Genomic DNA, 14,958 nt, shown 5'->3' with positions numbered 1-14,958 from the left:
ATAGGTAAGCCGCTGATCTCAAAGAAAAAAGGCGGCGAAGCCGAAGCCTCGCCGCCCTTTCCGTGACCCCAAAGGATCGCGGTTTTTAGAAGTCCGCGGTCAGGCCGAAGAACCAGTACTGGCCCAGGGCGTCGTAAGACTGCGGATAGGTGTTGCCGTTGCCGGTGGTGCCGACGCTGTAGGACAGCGGCGGATCGTTATCGAACACGTTGTTCACACCGATGCGGAAGTTGACGTTGTCGCGGATCTGCCACGCCGCCGAGAGGTCGAAGTAGTTCTCGGCGTCGAAGTAGCGGTCGATCCGGTTGCCGCCATCACCGTTCAGGACGAACAGCTCAGCTTCACCCATGTGGCGCCACGTACCCGAAATGTCGACAGCCCACGGGGTCACCCAGGTCAGGCGCGCGCGGTGACGATACTCCGGCGTCGGCTGGCCGCACTGGTTTCCGTAGAAGCCAACGCAGTCGTAGATCGTCGAGCCGTCACCCACATCAACGATATACTCGTCCAGCAGGGTGGCCGAGAAGTTCAGAGCCAGCTGGCCGTAACGGTCCATGCCGAAGTCGGCCAGGTCCAGACCGTAGTTGACGTTGAAGTCGATGCCCTTGGTCTCGAGGCTACCGATGTTGATGTTCAGGTCTTCGACGAAGCCGCTGCCGACCCACAGCTGACCATTGGGGTTACGGTTGATGCGGTCGCACGCCGTCTGGTCGTTGTTTTCGTAGCAGGCATTCAGCGTGTTGAGCGCACCGAACGTCGAGACCAGACCATCGATCGAGATGTCGAAGTAGTCCACCGAGGCGTTGAAGCCGGGCAGGAAGCTGGGCGTGAAGACAACGCCCATGGTGTAGGTGTCGGACTCTTCGGCTTCCAGTTCGGGATTGCCCCCTTGCAGGAAGTTGTACTGACCGGCCGGGCTGTCGAGACCCGGAGTGCCGTAACGATCGGTGGGAACACCCGTGGCGACGCACTGCGCCAGAGTCGCCGTTTGGGCCGGACCGCAGGGATCCTCGTCGAGGTCGAACAGGTTGAAGCCCTGAGCCGTGAACAGTTCGATCACGTTCGGAGCGCGGACGGCGCGGGCGTAGCTGGCCCGCAGACGGATGTCCTCGATCGGGGCGTAGTCGGCGCCGACCTTGTAGGTGTCGGTGGCGATGCCGGTCGAATACTCCGAGTGGCGATAGGCCGCGTCGATCGAGGCGTAGTCAGCCCAGGCCTGACCTTCGGCCAAGGGGATCTGGACTTCGGCGAAGACGTCCTTGGTGTCGATCGAACCGCCGAAGCCGATGGTCGGTCCGCCCTGACCGGCGCCATCGCCGGTGGCGAAGGCGGCGTCCGTGGTCGAATCCAGAGCGTCCCGACGATACTCGGCGCCGAAGGCGACCTGAACGCCGCTGTTGGCGAACGGCGACTGGAACCCATACATGCCCAGGTCGCCGGTGACGGCCGCGGTCACGATCTGCTGCGTGGTTTCACCGGCCTGGATCAGCGGGATCTGGAGATAGTCCAGCTGCTCCTGGGTGATGCCGCCGACCGAGAACGGATCGTAGGGCACGCACGCCGGATCGGTGCCGTCGATGACCGACCGACAGGTCGGCACGCCACCAACGGATGTCACGTCCAGCGCGCGGGCGAGACGCGAAACCGAAAAGTCGTTGAGATAGACCCGGTCCAGATCGACGCGGCTGTACTGAGCCGCGATGTCGTAGTTCCAGCCCTCGGTGATCAGGCCGCGCAGGCCGACAACCATCCGGTAGGACTGATAGTTGATCGAGTCCTGACGACCGCCGCCCTCGACGTTACGACGACCGATATACAGGGGCACGTCGGTGCCGGCGGTGATGTCGGCGGGGCTGCAACCGATGGCGGCTGACTGCTGCGCCGACAGCAACGGGTTGTCGCAGCCGATGGTGCCGTTGTTGTAGAAGCTGCCCGAGGGGGCGATCTGCGCCACGGACGAGTAGTCCGTGAACATCAGCTGGGCAAACGCTTCGGCGTGCTCGTTGAACTCGTAACGACCGAACGCGCCGAGAGTGTAGCGCTCGTCAGGACGCTGATAGTAGTTCAGCGGGCCGAAGTTGTAGGCGTTCGCGGCGGTGCTGTACGGGATGAAGTCGCCGGTCGTCTGATCGACGGTGAAGTTGTAGTTCGCGAAGTCCGTGAACTGGCCCGGGAACGATGTGCCCGACCCGCCGCACTGGTGATTGTCGCCGACGCTGGGGATCGGCGTTCCGGCCGGCACGCCGAGGGCGCACGCCGAATAGTCGCGGAAGCCCTGGAGGACTGGGTTGTTTTCGCGATAACCCGCGTAGGCGGTGATGTTGCCACGGCCGTCGGGAGCGTTGATGCCCATGGACAGCGTGACTTCGCGGCTTTCGCCGTCCACCACCGTGTCGTCCGGCAACCGGAACTGATCGGGGTTGGTCTCGCCGCGACCGGCGATGACGTTGCGCAGGTTGCCGCTGCCGTCATAGTCGTTTTCGTGACGGTAGAAGCCGTACTGGGCGTCGATCTGAACGCCCTCGTAGTCCTTGCGCATGATGAAGTTCACGACGCCGGCGACGGCGTCCGACCCGTAGACGGCCGAGGCGCCACCGGTCAGGACTTCAACGCGCTCGACCAGCTGACCCGGGATCTGGTTCAGGTCGGCGGCGGTGTCGTTCGGCGAGCCGTAGCCCATGCGACGACCGTCGATCAGCACCAGGGTGCGGTCGGAGCCGAGACCGCGAAGCGACACGGTGGCGGTGCCGGTGGCGCCGTTGGCGACGGTGGAGTTCTGCGCGGCGAAGGCCTGCGGCAGCTGGGTCACCAGGTCCTCGACGCGGGTCACGCCGGCGACGTCGATGTCCTCGCCCGTGACCTGGGTAACCGGGCTGGTGGTCACCAGGTTGGCCTGCGGGATGCGGGTGCCGGTGACGACGATCTCTTCGAGCTCGGTGGCTTCGGGCTCGCCGGCGTCCTGGGCGAGCGCCGGAGTGGCGGCCATGGCGGCCAGCGCGATGCCGCCGATCATCGTCGAGGCCAGCAGGCGCTCACGAGTGGTGCGAACTTTCAAAGTTAGTCCTCCTGAGTCCGGCGACGAAATCCAAAACTGGACCTCCCCCCGCCGGCGAATTTTTGTGTCATACGACCGCCCCGGCACGCCCCTGCGGCATTCCGGCACAGGTTGACTAGCCACCGCGTCGCGAAAAGGGTCAAAGGAAATGTGATCGGATGACGACGGTCGCGGACAAACTGTCGCATTCCCGCCACGCCTCCATCACCGAACGGTCGCATCTGGCGCCAAGGCGCCCGGTGTGGTGAAACCTCGGCGCCCAAGGCGCCCGGTGTGGTGAAACCTCGGCGTGGCTTATGGAGACACGGATATGACGTCGCCCCGCTTCGGACTGGCCGTGGCCGCGTCCCTGATGGCCATGAGCACCGCAGGCGCGGCGTCCGCCCAGGCGACCAGCGAACGGCCGGCGTTGCTGAACCAACTGGTCGAATGCCGCAGCCTGACAGACTCCGGGGCGCGGCTGGATTGCTATGACCGCGCCTCCGAGGCGCTGGACGCCGCCGAGCGCCAGGGCGAGGTCGTGGTGGTGGATCGCGCCCAGGTCAGTGAGACCCGGCGCCAGCTGTTTGGCTTCGACCTGCCGTCGATGCCGTCCTTTATCACGCGCGGCGAGACCGAGGAGCGGCTCGACGCCATCGAGACGACCTTGGTGCGCGCCAGTCAGGCCGGCGACGGCAAATGGACCTTCCGGTTGGCCAATGGCTCGACCTGGAGCCAGATCGACAGCGGGCGGGTGCGGTTTCGCAATCGGGAAGGCGAGGCGGTCCGCATCCGCCGCGCCGCGCTGGGCAGCTATCAGATGGTGTTCGACGGCAGCCGGGCCGTTCGCGTGCGCCGCCAGTAGGAGCGATCGATGACCGATTTCCGCATTCTGACCGATGATGTCTGGGCCTCGCCTCAATTAACGCCCGCCGATGTTTCCGAGGCGGCCGATCGGGGCGTGACCCTGATCGTCAACAACAGGCCCGAGGGCGAGCAGCCGGATCAGCCGACGGGAGCCGAGATCGAGGCGGCGGCGCGCGAAGCCGGGGTCGCCTATGCCGCGGTTCCGATCCAGGGTCGTCCGACGCCCGACCAGGCCGCGCAGGTCGGCGACCTGCTGGCGAGGAACTCCGGCAAGGCGCTGATGTACTGCCGCTCGGGCATGCGGTCGACGGCGGCCTGGGCCATGGCGGCCACGGCTTCGGGCGCGATCTCGGCCGACGACGCCCGTGCGCTGGCGGCCTCGGCGGGCTATGATCTTTCGGGCCTGCCGCTCTAGCGGCTGATCGCCACGCGGGTGGCGTAAGGCGCGGGCTCCGGGGTGCAGGAGGCGACCATCAGTTGCGCCGCCATGAGACACAGCACGGCCGCCGCCACCGGCTGCAGCCGGTTGGAGATGGAGATGATGTCGAAATGACGCATTCCGGCCCTTCCCTGCCCTGTTCGAGGCCGATGGCCGCAAGGGTCGCGCCATGATCCCCTTCGTCCGCGAGTTCGATTTCGAGTACGGCCGGGTCGACCGGGTGTCGCCGCGCCTGCGTCGGGTGATCTGCAACAATCCCGGCCCCTTCACCTTCACCGGTACGGCGACCTTCATCGTCGGCGACGACGAAGTGGCGGTGATCGACCCCGGCCCGATCGACGAGGCGCATCTGACGGCACTGATGGAGGCCCTGAAGGACGAGCGGGTGACGCATATCCTGCTGACCCACACCCATGCCGACCACTCGCCCCTGGCCAAGGCCCTGCAGCAACGCACCGGCGCGCCGATCCTGGCCGCGCCTCCTCCGGCCCGGCCCACCAGCGCCTCGGCCAATGAGGGCAATGGCGGCGAGGGCTGGGACGAGACGGCGGTCTTCCCGCCCGACAGGGTGCTGAGCGACGGCGAGACGATCAACGGGCCGGACTGGTCGCTGACGGTCATGGCCACGCCTGGCCACGCCTCCAACCATCTGGCCTTCGTCCTGCCGCAGGAGAACGCCCTGCTGGTTGGCGACCACGTGATGGGCTGGTCGACCAGCGTGGTCGTGCCGCCGGACGGCTCGATGGCCGATTACATGCGCAGCCTGGACCGGGTGATCGCCGGCGACTTCTCGGTGCTGTGGCCGACGCACGGGCCGCCGGTGGTGCATCCGGCCGCGTTCCTCGAAGCCTACAAGGCGCACCGGCTGGACCGCGAGCGGCAGATTCTGGAGCGCCTGGCCGCCGGAGACACCACGATCCCGCAGATGGTCGCGGCCATGTATGTCGGCCTTGATCCCCGGCTGGTCCCCGCCGCCGGCCAGTCGGTGCTGGCCCATCTGATCAAGCTGGTCGAGGACGGGCGGGTGACAGCGACGCCGGCGCCGACCGTGGATGCGAAGTGGCGGCTTACCTGAGACTACGCGCTCGCCAGAAAAAATGAGTCCAAGAGTCCAACGTCGACGTGCGGGCGCGAAACGTTTCTCAATGGTTTCAATGGTTGGAAGCGGAGACAGACGCGCGGCGACGTTAGACTCATGCCTGATCTGAGTGTCCAGCGGCGCCTCGCCGGTGGGGCGGCGGGCGTTGTGGGGGAGCTGTCGAGCGGCGGCCATGGTCGCAGTATGAGGCGCCCGGCCGGGGGGTCGTAGATCCGGACACTGCGTCGGCTCTGATCCCCGCGTGGCGCGACGCGAGCGCCCCGAATGCGGGATCAGGCCCTATTCCGCCAGCGCCTCGGCCACGGCGAGGGCGGTGCGGCAGGCGGCGCCGCCGTCGGCGCGGTCCTCGCGGCCGGCGACAAGGACATCGGTAGCGCCCGGGCGGATGCGGATCACCACGTCCTGCTCGAAGCCGTACCAGAAGCTGGAGGTCCGGCCCTCGGCGCGGAACGGGCTGACGCCCAGCACCTGGAGGTTGGCCGCTTCCAGAGCCGCCCTCGCCTCCTCCGGCGCGGCCTGGCGAGGCACGGTGGCGAGGCCCGGACACCACTCGGCGTCGCCCTGGGTCAGCAGCGGCTGGGCGCCGGCTCCGCGCCGCTCGGCCATGATCTCGCTGGAGAAGCCGGGGCGATCGGCCCAGTCGCTGGCGGCCTGACTGACCGGCGGGTTGGTGGCCAGGTCATTCCGCTCCTGCGCTACCCACAGATAGATCACCACATTGACGATCAGGGCCGCCACCAGGGCAAGGCCGATCACGCGCTGGCCGCCGCGCCAGGCGATGACCGCCCCGCCGGCGCCGGCAAGCCCGCCCAGAATGCTGAGCACGAGGACGGCGTTCAGGCCGATCGTCCGGTAGCCGAATTCCGCGCTCCACACGCCAAAGCGCGCGCCGAAGACGCCCAGCACCAGCGCCAGCGGACCCAGCAGGGCGACGATCAGGAGCGCCCGGGACGCCATCGGGGCCGCGCGGGACGGCGACGCTGACGAGCCTTGCGTCATCCGGCCTCCGGCAGACGATAGTCCTTCATCCGCTCGCGCAGCACCTTCTTGTCGATCTTGCCGGTGGCGCCCAGCGGGATGTCGTCGACGAAGACGACGTCGTCGGGCATCCACCATTTGGCGATCTTGCCTTTGAGGAAGTCGAGGTGCTCGGCCTTGTCGCCGGTCTCGCCGTCCTTGAGCTTGACGAGCAGCACGGGCCGTTCGTCCCACTTGGGATGGGCGGCGCCGATGACGGCGGCCAGCTCGGCCTTGGGGTGGCCGACGGCGATGTTCTCGATCTCGATCGAGCTGATCCATTCGCCGCCCGACTTGATCACGTCCTTGGCGCGGTCGGTGATCTGCATGAAGCCGTGGTCGTCGATGGTGGCCACGTCGCCGGTGTCGAAGAAGCCCTCGTTGTCGAGGATCTCGCCGCCCTCGCCCTTGAAATAGGCGCCGGCGACCGTGGGCCCGCGCACCATCAGCCGGCCATAGGTCTTGCCGTCGCGCGGCATCTCCTGGCCGGCGTAGTTCTTGAGTTTCAGCTCGACGCCCAGCGGCGGCACGCCCTGTTTGACCCGCCACTTCATCTGCTCGTCGTAGGGCAGGCTTTCCAGCTCGGGGGTCAGGTTGGACAGGGTGCCGATCGGCGAGGTCTCGGTCATGCCCCAGCCCTGAACGACCTCGATGTCGAACTCGTCGTGGAAGGCGCGGATCAGGCTCTCCGGCACGGCCGAGCCGCCGATCAGCACGCGGCGCAGGGTCGAGAACTTCAGCCCGTTCTGCCGGACGTGGCCCAGCAGGCCCTGCCACACCGTCGGCACGGCCGCTGAGAAGGTGACGCCTTCGCTCTCCAGCAGCTCATAGATGCCTTCGCCGTCCATACGGGCGCCCGGCATGACCAGCTTGGAGCCCGCCGCCGGACCGCCAAAGGCGATGCCCCAAGCGTTGGCGTGGAACATCGGCACCACCGGCAGGATCACCTCCTTGGGCGTCGCGCCCATGACGGTGGTCTGCAGGCCGAGCAGGGTGTGGATGAAGTTGGAGCGGTGCGAATAGAGCACCCCCTTGGGGTTCCCCGTGGTGCCCGAGGTGTAGCAGAGGCCGCAGGCGGTCTCTTCCGAGAAGCCGCCCCACTGGACGTCCTCGGACGCGCCCTCGATCAGCTCCTCGTAGCAGTCGACCACCGGCAGCGGCGTCTCGGGCATGTGCGCGCGGTCGGTGAAGATCACCACCCGCTCCACCTTCGGGCAATGCGGCAGGATGGCGTTCAGCAGTGGCACGAAGGTCAGGTCGACGAAGATGATCCGGTCTTCGGCGTGGTTGATGATGTAGACCAGCTGTTCGGGGAACAGGCGCGGGTTCAGGGTGTGACACACCGCGCCGATGCCCATGATGCCGTACCAGGCCTCGATGTGGTCGGCCGTGTTCCAGGCCAGGGTGGCGATGCGGTCGCCGGGCTTCACATCCAGATTCAAAAGGGCGCTGGACACCCGCCGCGCGCGGCGGTGGATTTCGCCATAGGTGGTGCGTTCGATTGGCCCCTCGACCGATCGGGTCACCACCTCGCGCTCGCCATGCCAGTTCTTGGCGTGATCGAGTATCCGGTCGACCGTCAGCGGCCAGTCCTGCATCAAGCCCAGCATCGTTCCCTCATGTGCGTCTGTTTCGGCGCTTGGCGACGACGCTATGCGGGTGAACGGCGTTTAGCAATCTGACGTGGGGTCAGCTTCGATGCGGCCTTTCGTCCGGCGGCGCGCACGAATAGAACGCCGACATGCCGCTTCTCATCGCCATCACCGGGGGCTCGGGGTCGGGCAAGAGCACCCTGGCCGAGACCCTGGCCGCCGCCCTGCCCGCCGGTCGCGCCGTGCTGGTGCGCGAGGACTGGTATTATCGGGACTCGGCCAGGGTGCCGGGGTTCGACGCGGCGACCTTCGATTTCGACGACGTGGCGGCGCGCGACCATGACCTGATGATCCGCGATATGGCGGCGCTGAAGGCGGGACGCGACATCACCGCGCCGATCTATTCCTTCGTCACCCACGGGCGCGAGCCGGGCGGCCAGAACGTCGTCGCCGCCGATCTGGTGGTGGCGGAGGGGACGCACCTGCTGTGCACACCCGAGCTGGCCGCGCTGTTCGACATCAAGGTGTTCGTCGACACCCCCGCCGACATCCGCTTCATCCGCCGGCTGCTGCGCGACCAGGTGGAGCGAGGGCGAACAGCCCAGTCGGTGATCGACCAGTATCTGCTGACCGTGCGGCCCGGCCACGAGCGGCTGACCGAACCCGCGCGGGCGCGCGCCGACTTCGTGGTGGCCGATCAGACGGCGGCGGTGCGTCTGGAGGACCCACAGGCGGTGGTGCGGCTGGCCGCGCCCCTGCTGGCCGACCCTCGCGTCGCGGCCCTGCTGGCCTAGAGCAAGGCCCCGTCGCGGATCGGATAGGGGAAGGCCTCCAGCAGATCGTCGAAGTTCAGCTTGGGTTTCGGCAGATAGGCGAACTCGGACACGGCCCGGATATTCAGGTCATTGATCGCGCCGGGGTCGAGCGTCGCCACGCGCACGCCGTCGCGGTCGATGGTGGTGAAATAGTCCTCGAACTTGAAGTCGCCGCCGATCAGACCCGCCTCCTTGATGCGCAGCCAGACCCAGGGCACGCCGTAGGCCTGGGCCACGATGACGCCGTGCAACGAGGTCGACAGCACACACTGGGCCGAGGCGATTTGATCGACCACAACATCAGGCTGATCCTGAACCTCGACAGTGTGAAAGCGCGAATCCGCCAGTCCCGTGAACAGCGGCTTGTGCGAATAGTGAGGGACCAGCACCACCTTGTCGCGCAAATCCTCGCGGAGCCGTGGCGCGTAGAAACGCGGTAGAAGGCTGGCCGGATCGCCGAAGACCCGCGGGGCCGTCCAGCCCAGCTTCCTCAACTCCTTGAAGGTTCTCCAGCCCCTCACGGCGTGGATTCGCGCCGGCTCTTTATCGGCGAGATCGCGCATATGGTCAGCGCCGAGCGCGCAGATGGATCCCGCGCCCCAAATCTCTAGGCCGGGCCTGTCCAGCGAATGGACCAGCGAACCCGCCGTCGCCAATCCGGTGATGCCGTCCTTGTCGGCTCGGTGGCGGATGTTTTCGGTCGATCGCCCGGTCATCAGTTCGACCAGCCAAGGACCGATGAGGTCACCGAAATTGGTCTTCTTGGCCCACCAATAGAGGCGGATGGGATCGGTCTCGGTCATGACTTGGCCTTGGCCGCCTGGGCCTTCGCGAAGCTGTCGGCGATGAGAGGCATCGCCTCCTCGTCGCGACCGGCGAGGATAAGCTCATAGATGTCGCGGGTGGGCTTGCGGGCCGAAGCCAGGGCCGCCTCGCGGTGCCTGCCCAGAAACTCACGCACCAGCTCAAAGCCGCGGGCGCGTGTCGCCGGATCAGCGCCAGGCAAGCTATGGATGTGACGCATTAGCCGGTGGTCGTAATCGATGCGGATCAAGCTGGTGTCCGGAAAACGCTCGCTCATCCGGTGCTGGGCGACAAGCGCCTGGGTCAGTTCGATCTGGCGGAAGCGGCTGGTCAGGTTCGTCTCGGTGAGCCGTCCCTGGGTGATTGAGCGGTTCTCCGGGTCGTGGCGCTTGCGATAGAAATAGGTGACCAGCGGCAGGGTCGCGACGGTCTTGGCCAGGGCGTAGGTGTGATAGCTGAAGACGAAGTCCTCGCTGGTCATGCCCACGGGGAATTCGATCTGGTTCCTGACCAGAAACTGGCGTCGGAACAACTTGCCGTGGATGGCGATGACGTTGAGGATCCGCTCGATGGACTCGGGCTTACCCACCTGCTCGGCGGTGAACATCGCCTTGGTCGTGTAGTTGCCCGTGCGATCCCAGTAACGGCGACGGTTCGACAGGACGATGTCGGCCTTGGTCTTTTCCGCCGCGTTCAGCAGCGCGCGGGCCGCCCCCGGCGCCAGCCAGTCGTCGCCATCCAGATAGAGGATGTAGTCGCCCGAGGCCTGGGCCACGCCGACATTTCGCGCCGCGCCCGGGCCGGCGTTCTCCTGGGCGATCACGCGGCACTTGGGCTCGCCCTTCAGGAAGCGGCAGGCGCGCACGAAGGTTGAGTCCGAAGAGCCGTCGTCGATGACGATGATCTCGGCGCCCTCGATGCCCTGATCGACCACCGACGACAGGGCGCGGTCGATATAGTCTTCGATATTGTAGGCGGTGACGATGAAGGTGACCGGGGTCTCGGGTCCTTCGTGGAGCTTCTTGCCCCCGGCGAGCTTGGCTGAGATCGGGCCCGTCACGGCGCACTCCACATATTGCGGCCGTCGGGCGGGCGCCGGGTCGAGGTAGCCGCCCCCCTCCCCGCGCGCAACCCAGGCAGGGCGACGCATCGACGAAGCTTCGGTGACACCCTATCTGAGCGGACAGACTTCAGGAGCGCCCATGGCCCACGTGATCCGCGACGACCGACCCGCCGACAAGGCGGAACGCTATGCCGAGGTCGAGGGGGAGATCCTGGCCGTGCTGGACGGCGAGCCCGACCTGACGGCGCGCATGGCCACGGTCGCCTCGATGCTCAACGACGCTTTCCCGGACTACTTCTGGACGGGCTTCTACGTCGTCGATCCGGCCAAGGGGGACGAACTGGTGGTCGGCCCCTATCAGGGCACCTTGGGCTGCCTGCGCATTCCGTTCGGCCGGGGTGTGTGCGGCGCGGCGGCGGCGACGCGGAAGACCCAGGTCGTCGAGGACGTCCACGCCTTTCCCGGCCACATCGCCTGCGACAGCCGTTCGAACAGCGAAATCGTGGTCCCGGTCACGGACGCGGCCGGTCGGCTGATCGCGGTGCTGGACGTCGATTCAACCAAGCACGCGACCTTCGACGCCGTGGACGCCGAAGCCCTGGAGCGGCTGACGGCAAAGGTGTTCGGCGCCGGCTGAACGCCGCAGGCCCCGTCCGGCCGTCAGGGCTCGTAGATCGCCAGGACCGGCGCGAGGCGGGCCGCCACCGCTGGATCGTCCGCGCGGGCGTCACGCAGCGCTCGGGCGTCGGCTAGAAGCTCGTCGCCGCAGCGCAGCTCGTCCATGCGGGCGTTCAGCTGCTGGTCGCGTTCGGAATTGTCGCCGCCGAATTCGCCCGCCATGTGCTCGCACTGGACCGCCCGCCACTCGATCGCCTCGAGCGGGTCCGACGGTTGGGCTTCGATCCCGCGATAGCGATCCTGGGTGGCCTGCCAGGTGGTGGCCGCCGGCAAGTCGGCGCTCAGGGTCGGGCCGGACGCGGGGGCGGACGCCTCAGCCGGGACCGGTGGGGCGGTTTCCTCCACGGGATCGCAGGCGCAAAGAATGAAGGCCGTCAGGCCGGTGGCGACGATACGAAACATGGAGAGCCCCTCCCCCGGGCCGGTCGAGACGCGACGGTGAGCGGTCCCGGCAGACATAGCAAGGGTCTTTGAACGGCCGACGGCGATCGTTTCGCCCTGTCGATCCCCAGGCGCCGATGCTGTCAAAGAATTCACGGGTCAACCAACGGAAATCGTTAGATGCTCGGGGCCCGCGGATTTGTGGAGGCGACCATGGCGACTGGGTTCGAAATCGGAGCGGCCGCCGTGGTGTGGGCCGCCATGGGCGGCGCGGCCTTGGCGCAGGGGGCCGCACCCCTGACCGCCAGGGACGTGATCGGCGAGTGGACGCTGGCGATCACGCCCGCCGAGCGGCGCGGCATGAGCATCACCGTCGAGGCGCCCGAGGGCGGCCGGCCCGACCTTCCCCTCGAGATCACGGCGGCGTCCGGCGATCGGATCGCCTGCGTGCTGCGCGCCAGACCCGCCGAGTGCCTGGTGAGGAATGGAGAGTTAGTGGTGGTCATGCCCACAAGTTCGGGCTCGGCCAGGATGACCTTCACCCTCACCGAAAGACTGGCCCAGGGATTCAGGGGCTCGGCCAACGTCCGGGTCCGACTGCTGCCGTTCGGCGGCCACATCGGCGCGGTGACGATGACGCGGCGGTAGCGGTGGGGCTCGACAGCGGCCGCGTGGGCGGCGGGGGTCGAGGCGGCGTGACGTAGCCGGTTGCGGGGAGCGTCCCGATAGCCGCTGTCGACCCGTTGCGGACATCTCGACTTCGCTGCTGATTGCTGGTTTCGTCTGATCCGTTGGGAGGCGACGATGCTCAAAACGGGCGGTATGCTGCCATTAGGCTTCGGCGCGTTTTCAATTTTCGCGGTGCTGGCTGGGCTTGCTCTGCTTGTAGGCGCGATCCATGCCTCGCCGGGCTGCACTGGCCCTAAAGTCCAGCGATGTGACTACGTGGCGACGGCGACGGCTGCCGTTACCCAGTTTGAACACCATCCGTTCCAGTCAGACCTCGGTTTCGAAATCTTCGATCAAGGTTCGTCGGTCTTGGTCCAGCAGTTCACCCCGCCGGGCGAACCCTCTTTGAACCACGCGCCCTCTGTCCTGATAGACAAGAACAGCTGCCGCGCGTGCAGCGTAGGCTGGCAGTTGCCCACGCACGGGGACCCACGCGACCCCTATGTCGGCCCCCTCATCACCCGCGTCCCCGCTGAAGACACCGCAGGGGCAGCGGAACGAGCCAAGCGATGGGAAGGCGGGCCGGGCGGGGTCGCCCTTCTTTAGCGCCCATGTCCGCTTTCCACCCTTATCAGCCAGGCCGTCAGTCCGCTTTCCGTCTCCAGACGCAAAAACGGCCCCGGATCGCTCCGGGGCCGTCTCTGTGCTTGCGCGGCAAGTCCGGGTCTTACTTGACCTGGACCTTGGCGCCGGCTTCGGTCAGCTTCTTGGCGATTTCGTCGGCGTTCTGCTTGGAGACGTTCTCGACGACGTTCTGCGGGGCGCCTTCGACCAGGTCCTTGGCTTCCTTCAGACCGAGGTCCGAACGCACGCCGCGGACTTCCTTGATGACGTTGATCTTCTTGTCGCCACCGTCCAGCAGGACGACGGTGAATTCGGTCTGCTCTTCAGCAGCCTCGGCCGCGCCGCCGGCGGCGCCGCCACCGGCCGGCATGGCCATGGCCACCGGAGCGGCGGCGGAAACGCCCCACTTTTCTTCCAGCAGCTTGGACAGTTCGGCGGCTTCGAGGACGGTCAGTTTGGACAGGTCTTCGACGATCTTGGACAGGTCAGCCATGGGATAGTTTCCTTCGGAGGATTGGGTTGGATAGTGGAGTGCGGAGATGGATGGGCGTTACGCCGCGTCCTTGGTGGCATAGGCGTTGAACACCCGGGCCAGCTGGCCGGCGGGCGCCTGAACGACACCGGCGATCTTGGTCGCGGGGGCGTTGATGAGGCCCAGCAGCGAGGCGCGGATCTGATCCAGCGACGGCAGTTTCGACAGGGTCGAAACACCGGCGGCGTCCAGAACCTTGTCACCCATGAAGCCGCCCTGGACGACGAACTTGTCGTTGCCCTTGGCGAAGTCGGCGGTGACCTTGGCGGCCGTCACCGGATCGGGCGCATAGGCGATGCCCACGGGGCCCTTGAACAGGCCGTGGTAGTCGCTGCCCTCTTCGGCTTCGAGCGCCTTGAGCGCCAGGCGGTTCTTGACCACCTTGAACGCGCCGCCTTCCTTGCGGAGGCGGCCGCGCAGGTCTTCCATGTCCGCAACGGTCAGACCCAGGTTGTGGGTCACGACCACGGCGCCGGCGTCGGCGAACACGCCCTTGAGCGTCTCGATCGACTCGGCCTTTTGTGCGCGGTCCATTGCGGTCTCCAGTCAGTCGTTCGCCGCCGGGGCGATTCCCGACGGCGTGGGGTCCGGACACGCTTGCGTCGCCGCGAGCGGATCAGGGCCGGTCTTGATTGTCCGAAGGAAGCCGATATCCCCGTCCATCCCGGAACCGGGCCGACAGGCGGGATCGTCTGCATCCCCATCTCCCCTCGGCGACCAGGGGGCTCCCTGGCTGGTTACGGCATGGGTGACCCCCACGCCCCGAAGTTCTCGGACAGGCATCGCCCCGGCGGACCGGAGCGAAGAAGGCGCGCTCTATACAGGCTTGCGCCGGGAAATCAACCGGCGGGCTTGCTGTTCCTGGCGGCACCGGGCGCCTCACAGTCGAACTCAGCGCAGTATTTCGCCATCAGCGAGGTCATCATCTCGATCAAGGCGCCCTGCATGATGGCTTCCTGTCGCATGCCGACCTGGAGTTGATTGGTCGCGATGGTCTGGCCCAGAGGCGTGGAATAGAAGTCGACCAGGGCCTGCAGCTCCGCCTCGCTGTGGAGCTCGGCCATGACCGGGACCATCTGGGTCATCACGGAATTGACCATGCGCTGCACCGCCGGCACGCCCTGACGACGCATGAAGTCGCGCTGCTCATCCGTCGCCGCACCGTCAGCCGCCATTTGCTGGCCGACGGCCTCCTGGATCAACTTGCCCAACTGGTCGGTCTGAACCAGTCGGACATATTCCTGAGCCAATTCGGTTCGGCGCTGGGTGTCGTCCTGCGCCAGGGCCGGGCTGGCCAAGGCCATCGCGCCGGCTACGATCAACAGCACACGCAACATGGGACGC

17 protein-coding genes are annotated in these 14,958 nt (G+C 66.9%); 7 read left to right on the top strand and 10 right to left on the bottom strand.

All coding sequences use genetic code 11. The features are described 5' to 3' along the window. Positions 1-85: 85 nt before the first annotated feature. Positions 86-3,055: a TonB-dependent receptor plug domain-containing protein gene (locus tag EES48_RS03250; RefSeq protein ID WP_240623194.1), complete on the bottom strand. Its 2,970-nt coding sequence runs from the start codon at positions 3,053-3,055 to the stop codon at positions 86-88. Positions 3,056-3,365: 310 nt separating this feature from the next. Here EES48_RS03250 and EES48_RS03245 point away from each other — a divergent pair, with 310 nt between their 5' ends. Together EES48_RS03245 and EES48_RS03240 are read left to right on the top strand one after the other, a co-directional pair. Then, complete coding sequence (locus tag EES48_RS03245) at positions 3,366-3,899, top strand: hypothetical protein (RefSeq protein ID WP_122464917.1); 534 nt, start codon at positions 3,366-3,368, stop codon at positions 3,897-3,899. A gap of 9 nt (positions 3,900-3,908) precedes the next feature. After that, a complete protein-coding gene (locus tag EES48_RS03240) occupies positions 3,909-4,316 on the top strand; it encodes a protein tyrosine phosphatase family protein (RefSeq protein WP_122464916.1) in 408 nt (135 codons plus the stop codon). On the opposite strand, the gene EES48_RS14735 is transcribed toward EES48_RS03240, so the two are convergent. After that, positions 4,313-4,459: a hypothetical protein gene (locus EES48_RS14735; RefSeq protein ID WP_162997982.1), complete on the bottom strand. Its 147-nt coding sequence runs from the start codon at positions 4,457-4,459 to the stop codon at positions 4,313-4,315. The genes EES48_RS03240 and EES48_RS14735 overlap by 4 nt on opposite strands. A 50-nt stretch (positions 4,460-4,509) precedes the next feature. On the opposite strand from EES48_RS14735, the gene EES48_RS03235 reads away from it, so the two are divergent. Further along, on the top strand, positions 4,510-5,415 hold the full coding sequence (locus EES48_RS03235) for an MBL fold metallo-hydrolase (RefSeq protein WP_122464915.1): 906 nt from the start codon (positions 4,510-4,512) through the stop codon (positions 5,413-5,415). Between the two features lie 303 nt (positions 5,416-5,718). Here EES48_RS03235 and EES48_RS03230 read toward each other — a convergent pair whose 3' ends face one another. Both EES48_RS03230 and EES48_RS03225 read right to left on the bottom strand, forming a co-directional pair. Then, a complete protein-coding gene (locus tag EES48_RS03230; RefSeq protein WP_162997981.1) occupies positions 5,719-6,396 on the bottom strand; it encodes a DUF1499 domain-containing protein in 678 nt (225 codons plus the stop codon). Between the two features lie 38 nt (positions 6,397-6,434). Then, positions 6,435-8,066, bottom strand: a complete 1,632-nt coding sequence (locus EES48_RS03225) for a long-chain-fatty-acid--CoA ligase (protein WP_122464913.1) — start codon at positions 8,064-8,066, stop codon at positions 6,435-6,437. A gap of 131 nt (positions 8,067-8,197) precedes the next feature. Here EES48_RS03225 and udk point away from each other — a divergent pair, with 131 nt between their 5' ends. Further along, a complete protein-coding gene (udk, locus tag EES48_RS03220; protein WP_122464912.1) occupies positions 8,198-8,842 on the top strand; it encodes a uridine kinase in 645 nt (214 codons plus the stop codon). Here the strand turns inward: udk and EES48_RS03215 are convergent. Both EES48_RS03215 and EES48_RS03210 read right to left on the bottom strand, forming a co-directional pair. Next, complete coding sequence (locus EES48_RS03215) at positions 8,839-9,666, bottom strand: polysaccharide pyruvyl transferase family protein (RefSeq protein WP_122464911.1); 828 nt, start codon at positions 9,664-9,666, stop codon at positions 8,839-8,841. The genes udk and EES48_RS03215 overlap by 4 nt on opposite strands. Continuing rightward, positions 9,663-10,727: a glycosyltransferase family 2 protein gene (locus tag EES48_RS03210; RefSeq protein ID WP_162997980.1), complete on the bottom strand. Its 1,065-nt coding sequence runs from the start codon at positions 10,725-10,727 to the stop codon at positions 9,663-9,665. The genes EES48_RS03215 and EES48_RS03210 overlap by 4 nt, the downstream gene beginning before the upstream one ends. 142 nt (positions 10,728-10,869) lie before the next feature. Here EES48_RS03210 and EES48_RS03205 point away from each other — a divergent pair, with 142 nt between their 5' ends. Beyond that, a complete protein-coding gene (locus EES48_RS03205; protein ID WP_122464909.1) occupies positions 10,870-11,367 on the top strand; it encodes a GAF domain-containing protein in 498 nt (165 codons plus the stop codon). Between the two features lie 23 nt (positions 11,368-11,390). On the opposite strand, the gene EES48_RS03200 is transcribed toward EES48_RS03205, so the two are convergent. After that, positions 11,391-11,810 carry a hypothetical protein gene (locus EES48_RS03200; protein WP_162997979.1) on the bottom strand — a complete coding sequence of 140 codons (420 nt, stop codon included), beginning with the start codon at positions 11,808-11,810 and terminating at the stop codon, positions 11,391-11,393. A gap of 192 nt (positions 11,811-12,002) precedes the next feature. On the opposite strand from EES48_RS03200, the gene EES48_RS03190 reads away from it, so the two are divergent. Together EES48_RS03190 and EES48_RS03185 are read left to right on the top strand one after the other, a co-directional pair. Beyond that, the gene (locus EES48_RS03190) at positions 12,003-12,437 is read left to right on the top strand and encodes a hypothetical protein (protein ID WP_162997978.1); all 435 of its coding nucleotides are present in this window, start codon (positions 12,003-12,005) and stop codon (positions 12,435-12,437) included. Positions 12,438-12,593: 156 nt separating this feature from the next. Continuing rightward, complete coding sequence (locus tag EES48_RS03185) at positions 12,594-13,064, top strand: hypothetical protein (protein WP_122464905.1); 471 nt, start codon at positions 12,594-12,596, stop codon at positions 13,062-13,064. Positions 13,065-13,185: 121 nt separating this feature from the next. Here EES48_RS03185 and rplL read toward each other — a convergent pair whose 3' ends face one another. The 3 genes from rplL to EES48_RS03170 all read right to left on the bottom strand — a co-directional run bounded on the left by rplL (position 13,186) and on the right by EES48_RS03170 (position 14,951). Next, positions 13,186-13,575, bottom strand: a complete 390-nt coding sequence (gene rplL, locus EES48_RS03180; RefSeq protein ID WP_122464904.1) for a 50S ribosomal protein L7/L12 — start codon at positions 13,573-13,575, stop codon at positions 13,186-13,188. A 57-nt stretch (positions 13,576-13,632) separates the two neighbouring features. Then, positions 13,633-14,148: a 50S ribosomal protein L10 gene (gene rplJ, locus EES48_RS03175; RefSeq protein WP_122464903.1), complete on the bottom strand. Its 516-nt coding sequence runs from the start codon at positions 14,146-14,148 to the stop codon at positions 13,633-13,635. Positions 14,149-14,453: 305 nt separating this feature from the next. After that, entirely contained in the window at positions 14,454-14,951 is a 498-nt protein-coding gene (locus EES48_RS03170; RefSeq protein ID WP_122464902.1) for a DUF2059 domain-containing protein, read from the bottom strand. Positions 14,952-14,958: the final 7 nt, after the last annotated feature.

Origin of the sequence: Brevundimonas lutea, assembly GCF_003704105.1 — a bacterium.
Classification (GTDB): Bacteria; Pseudomonadota; Alphaproteobacteria; order Caulobacterales; family Caulobacteraceae; genus Brevundimonas; species Brevundimonas lutea.
Note: the sequence above shows the minus strand (reverse complement) of the source record. Positions and strands in the feature narration are given on the sequence as shown.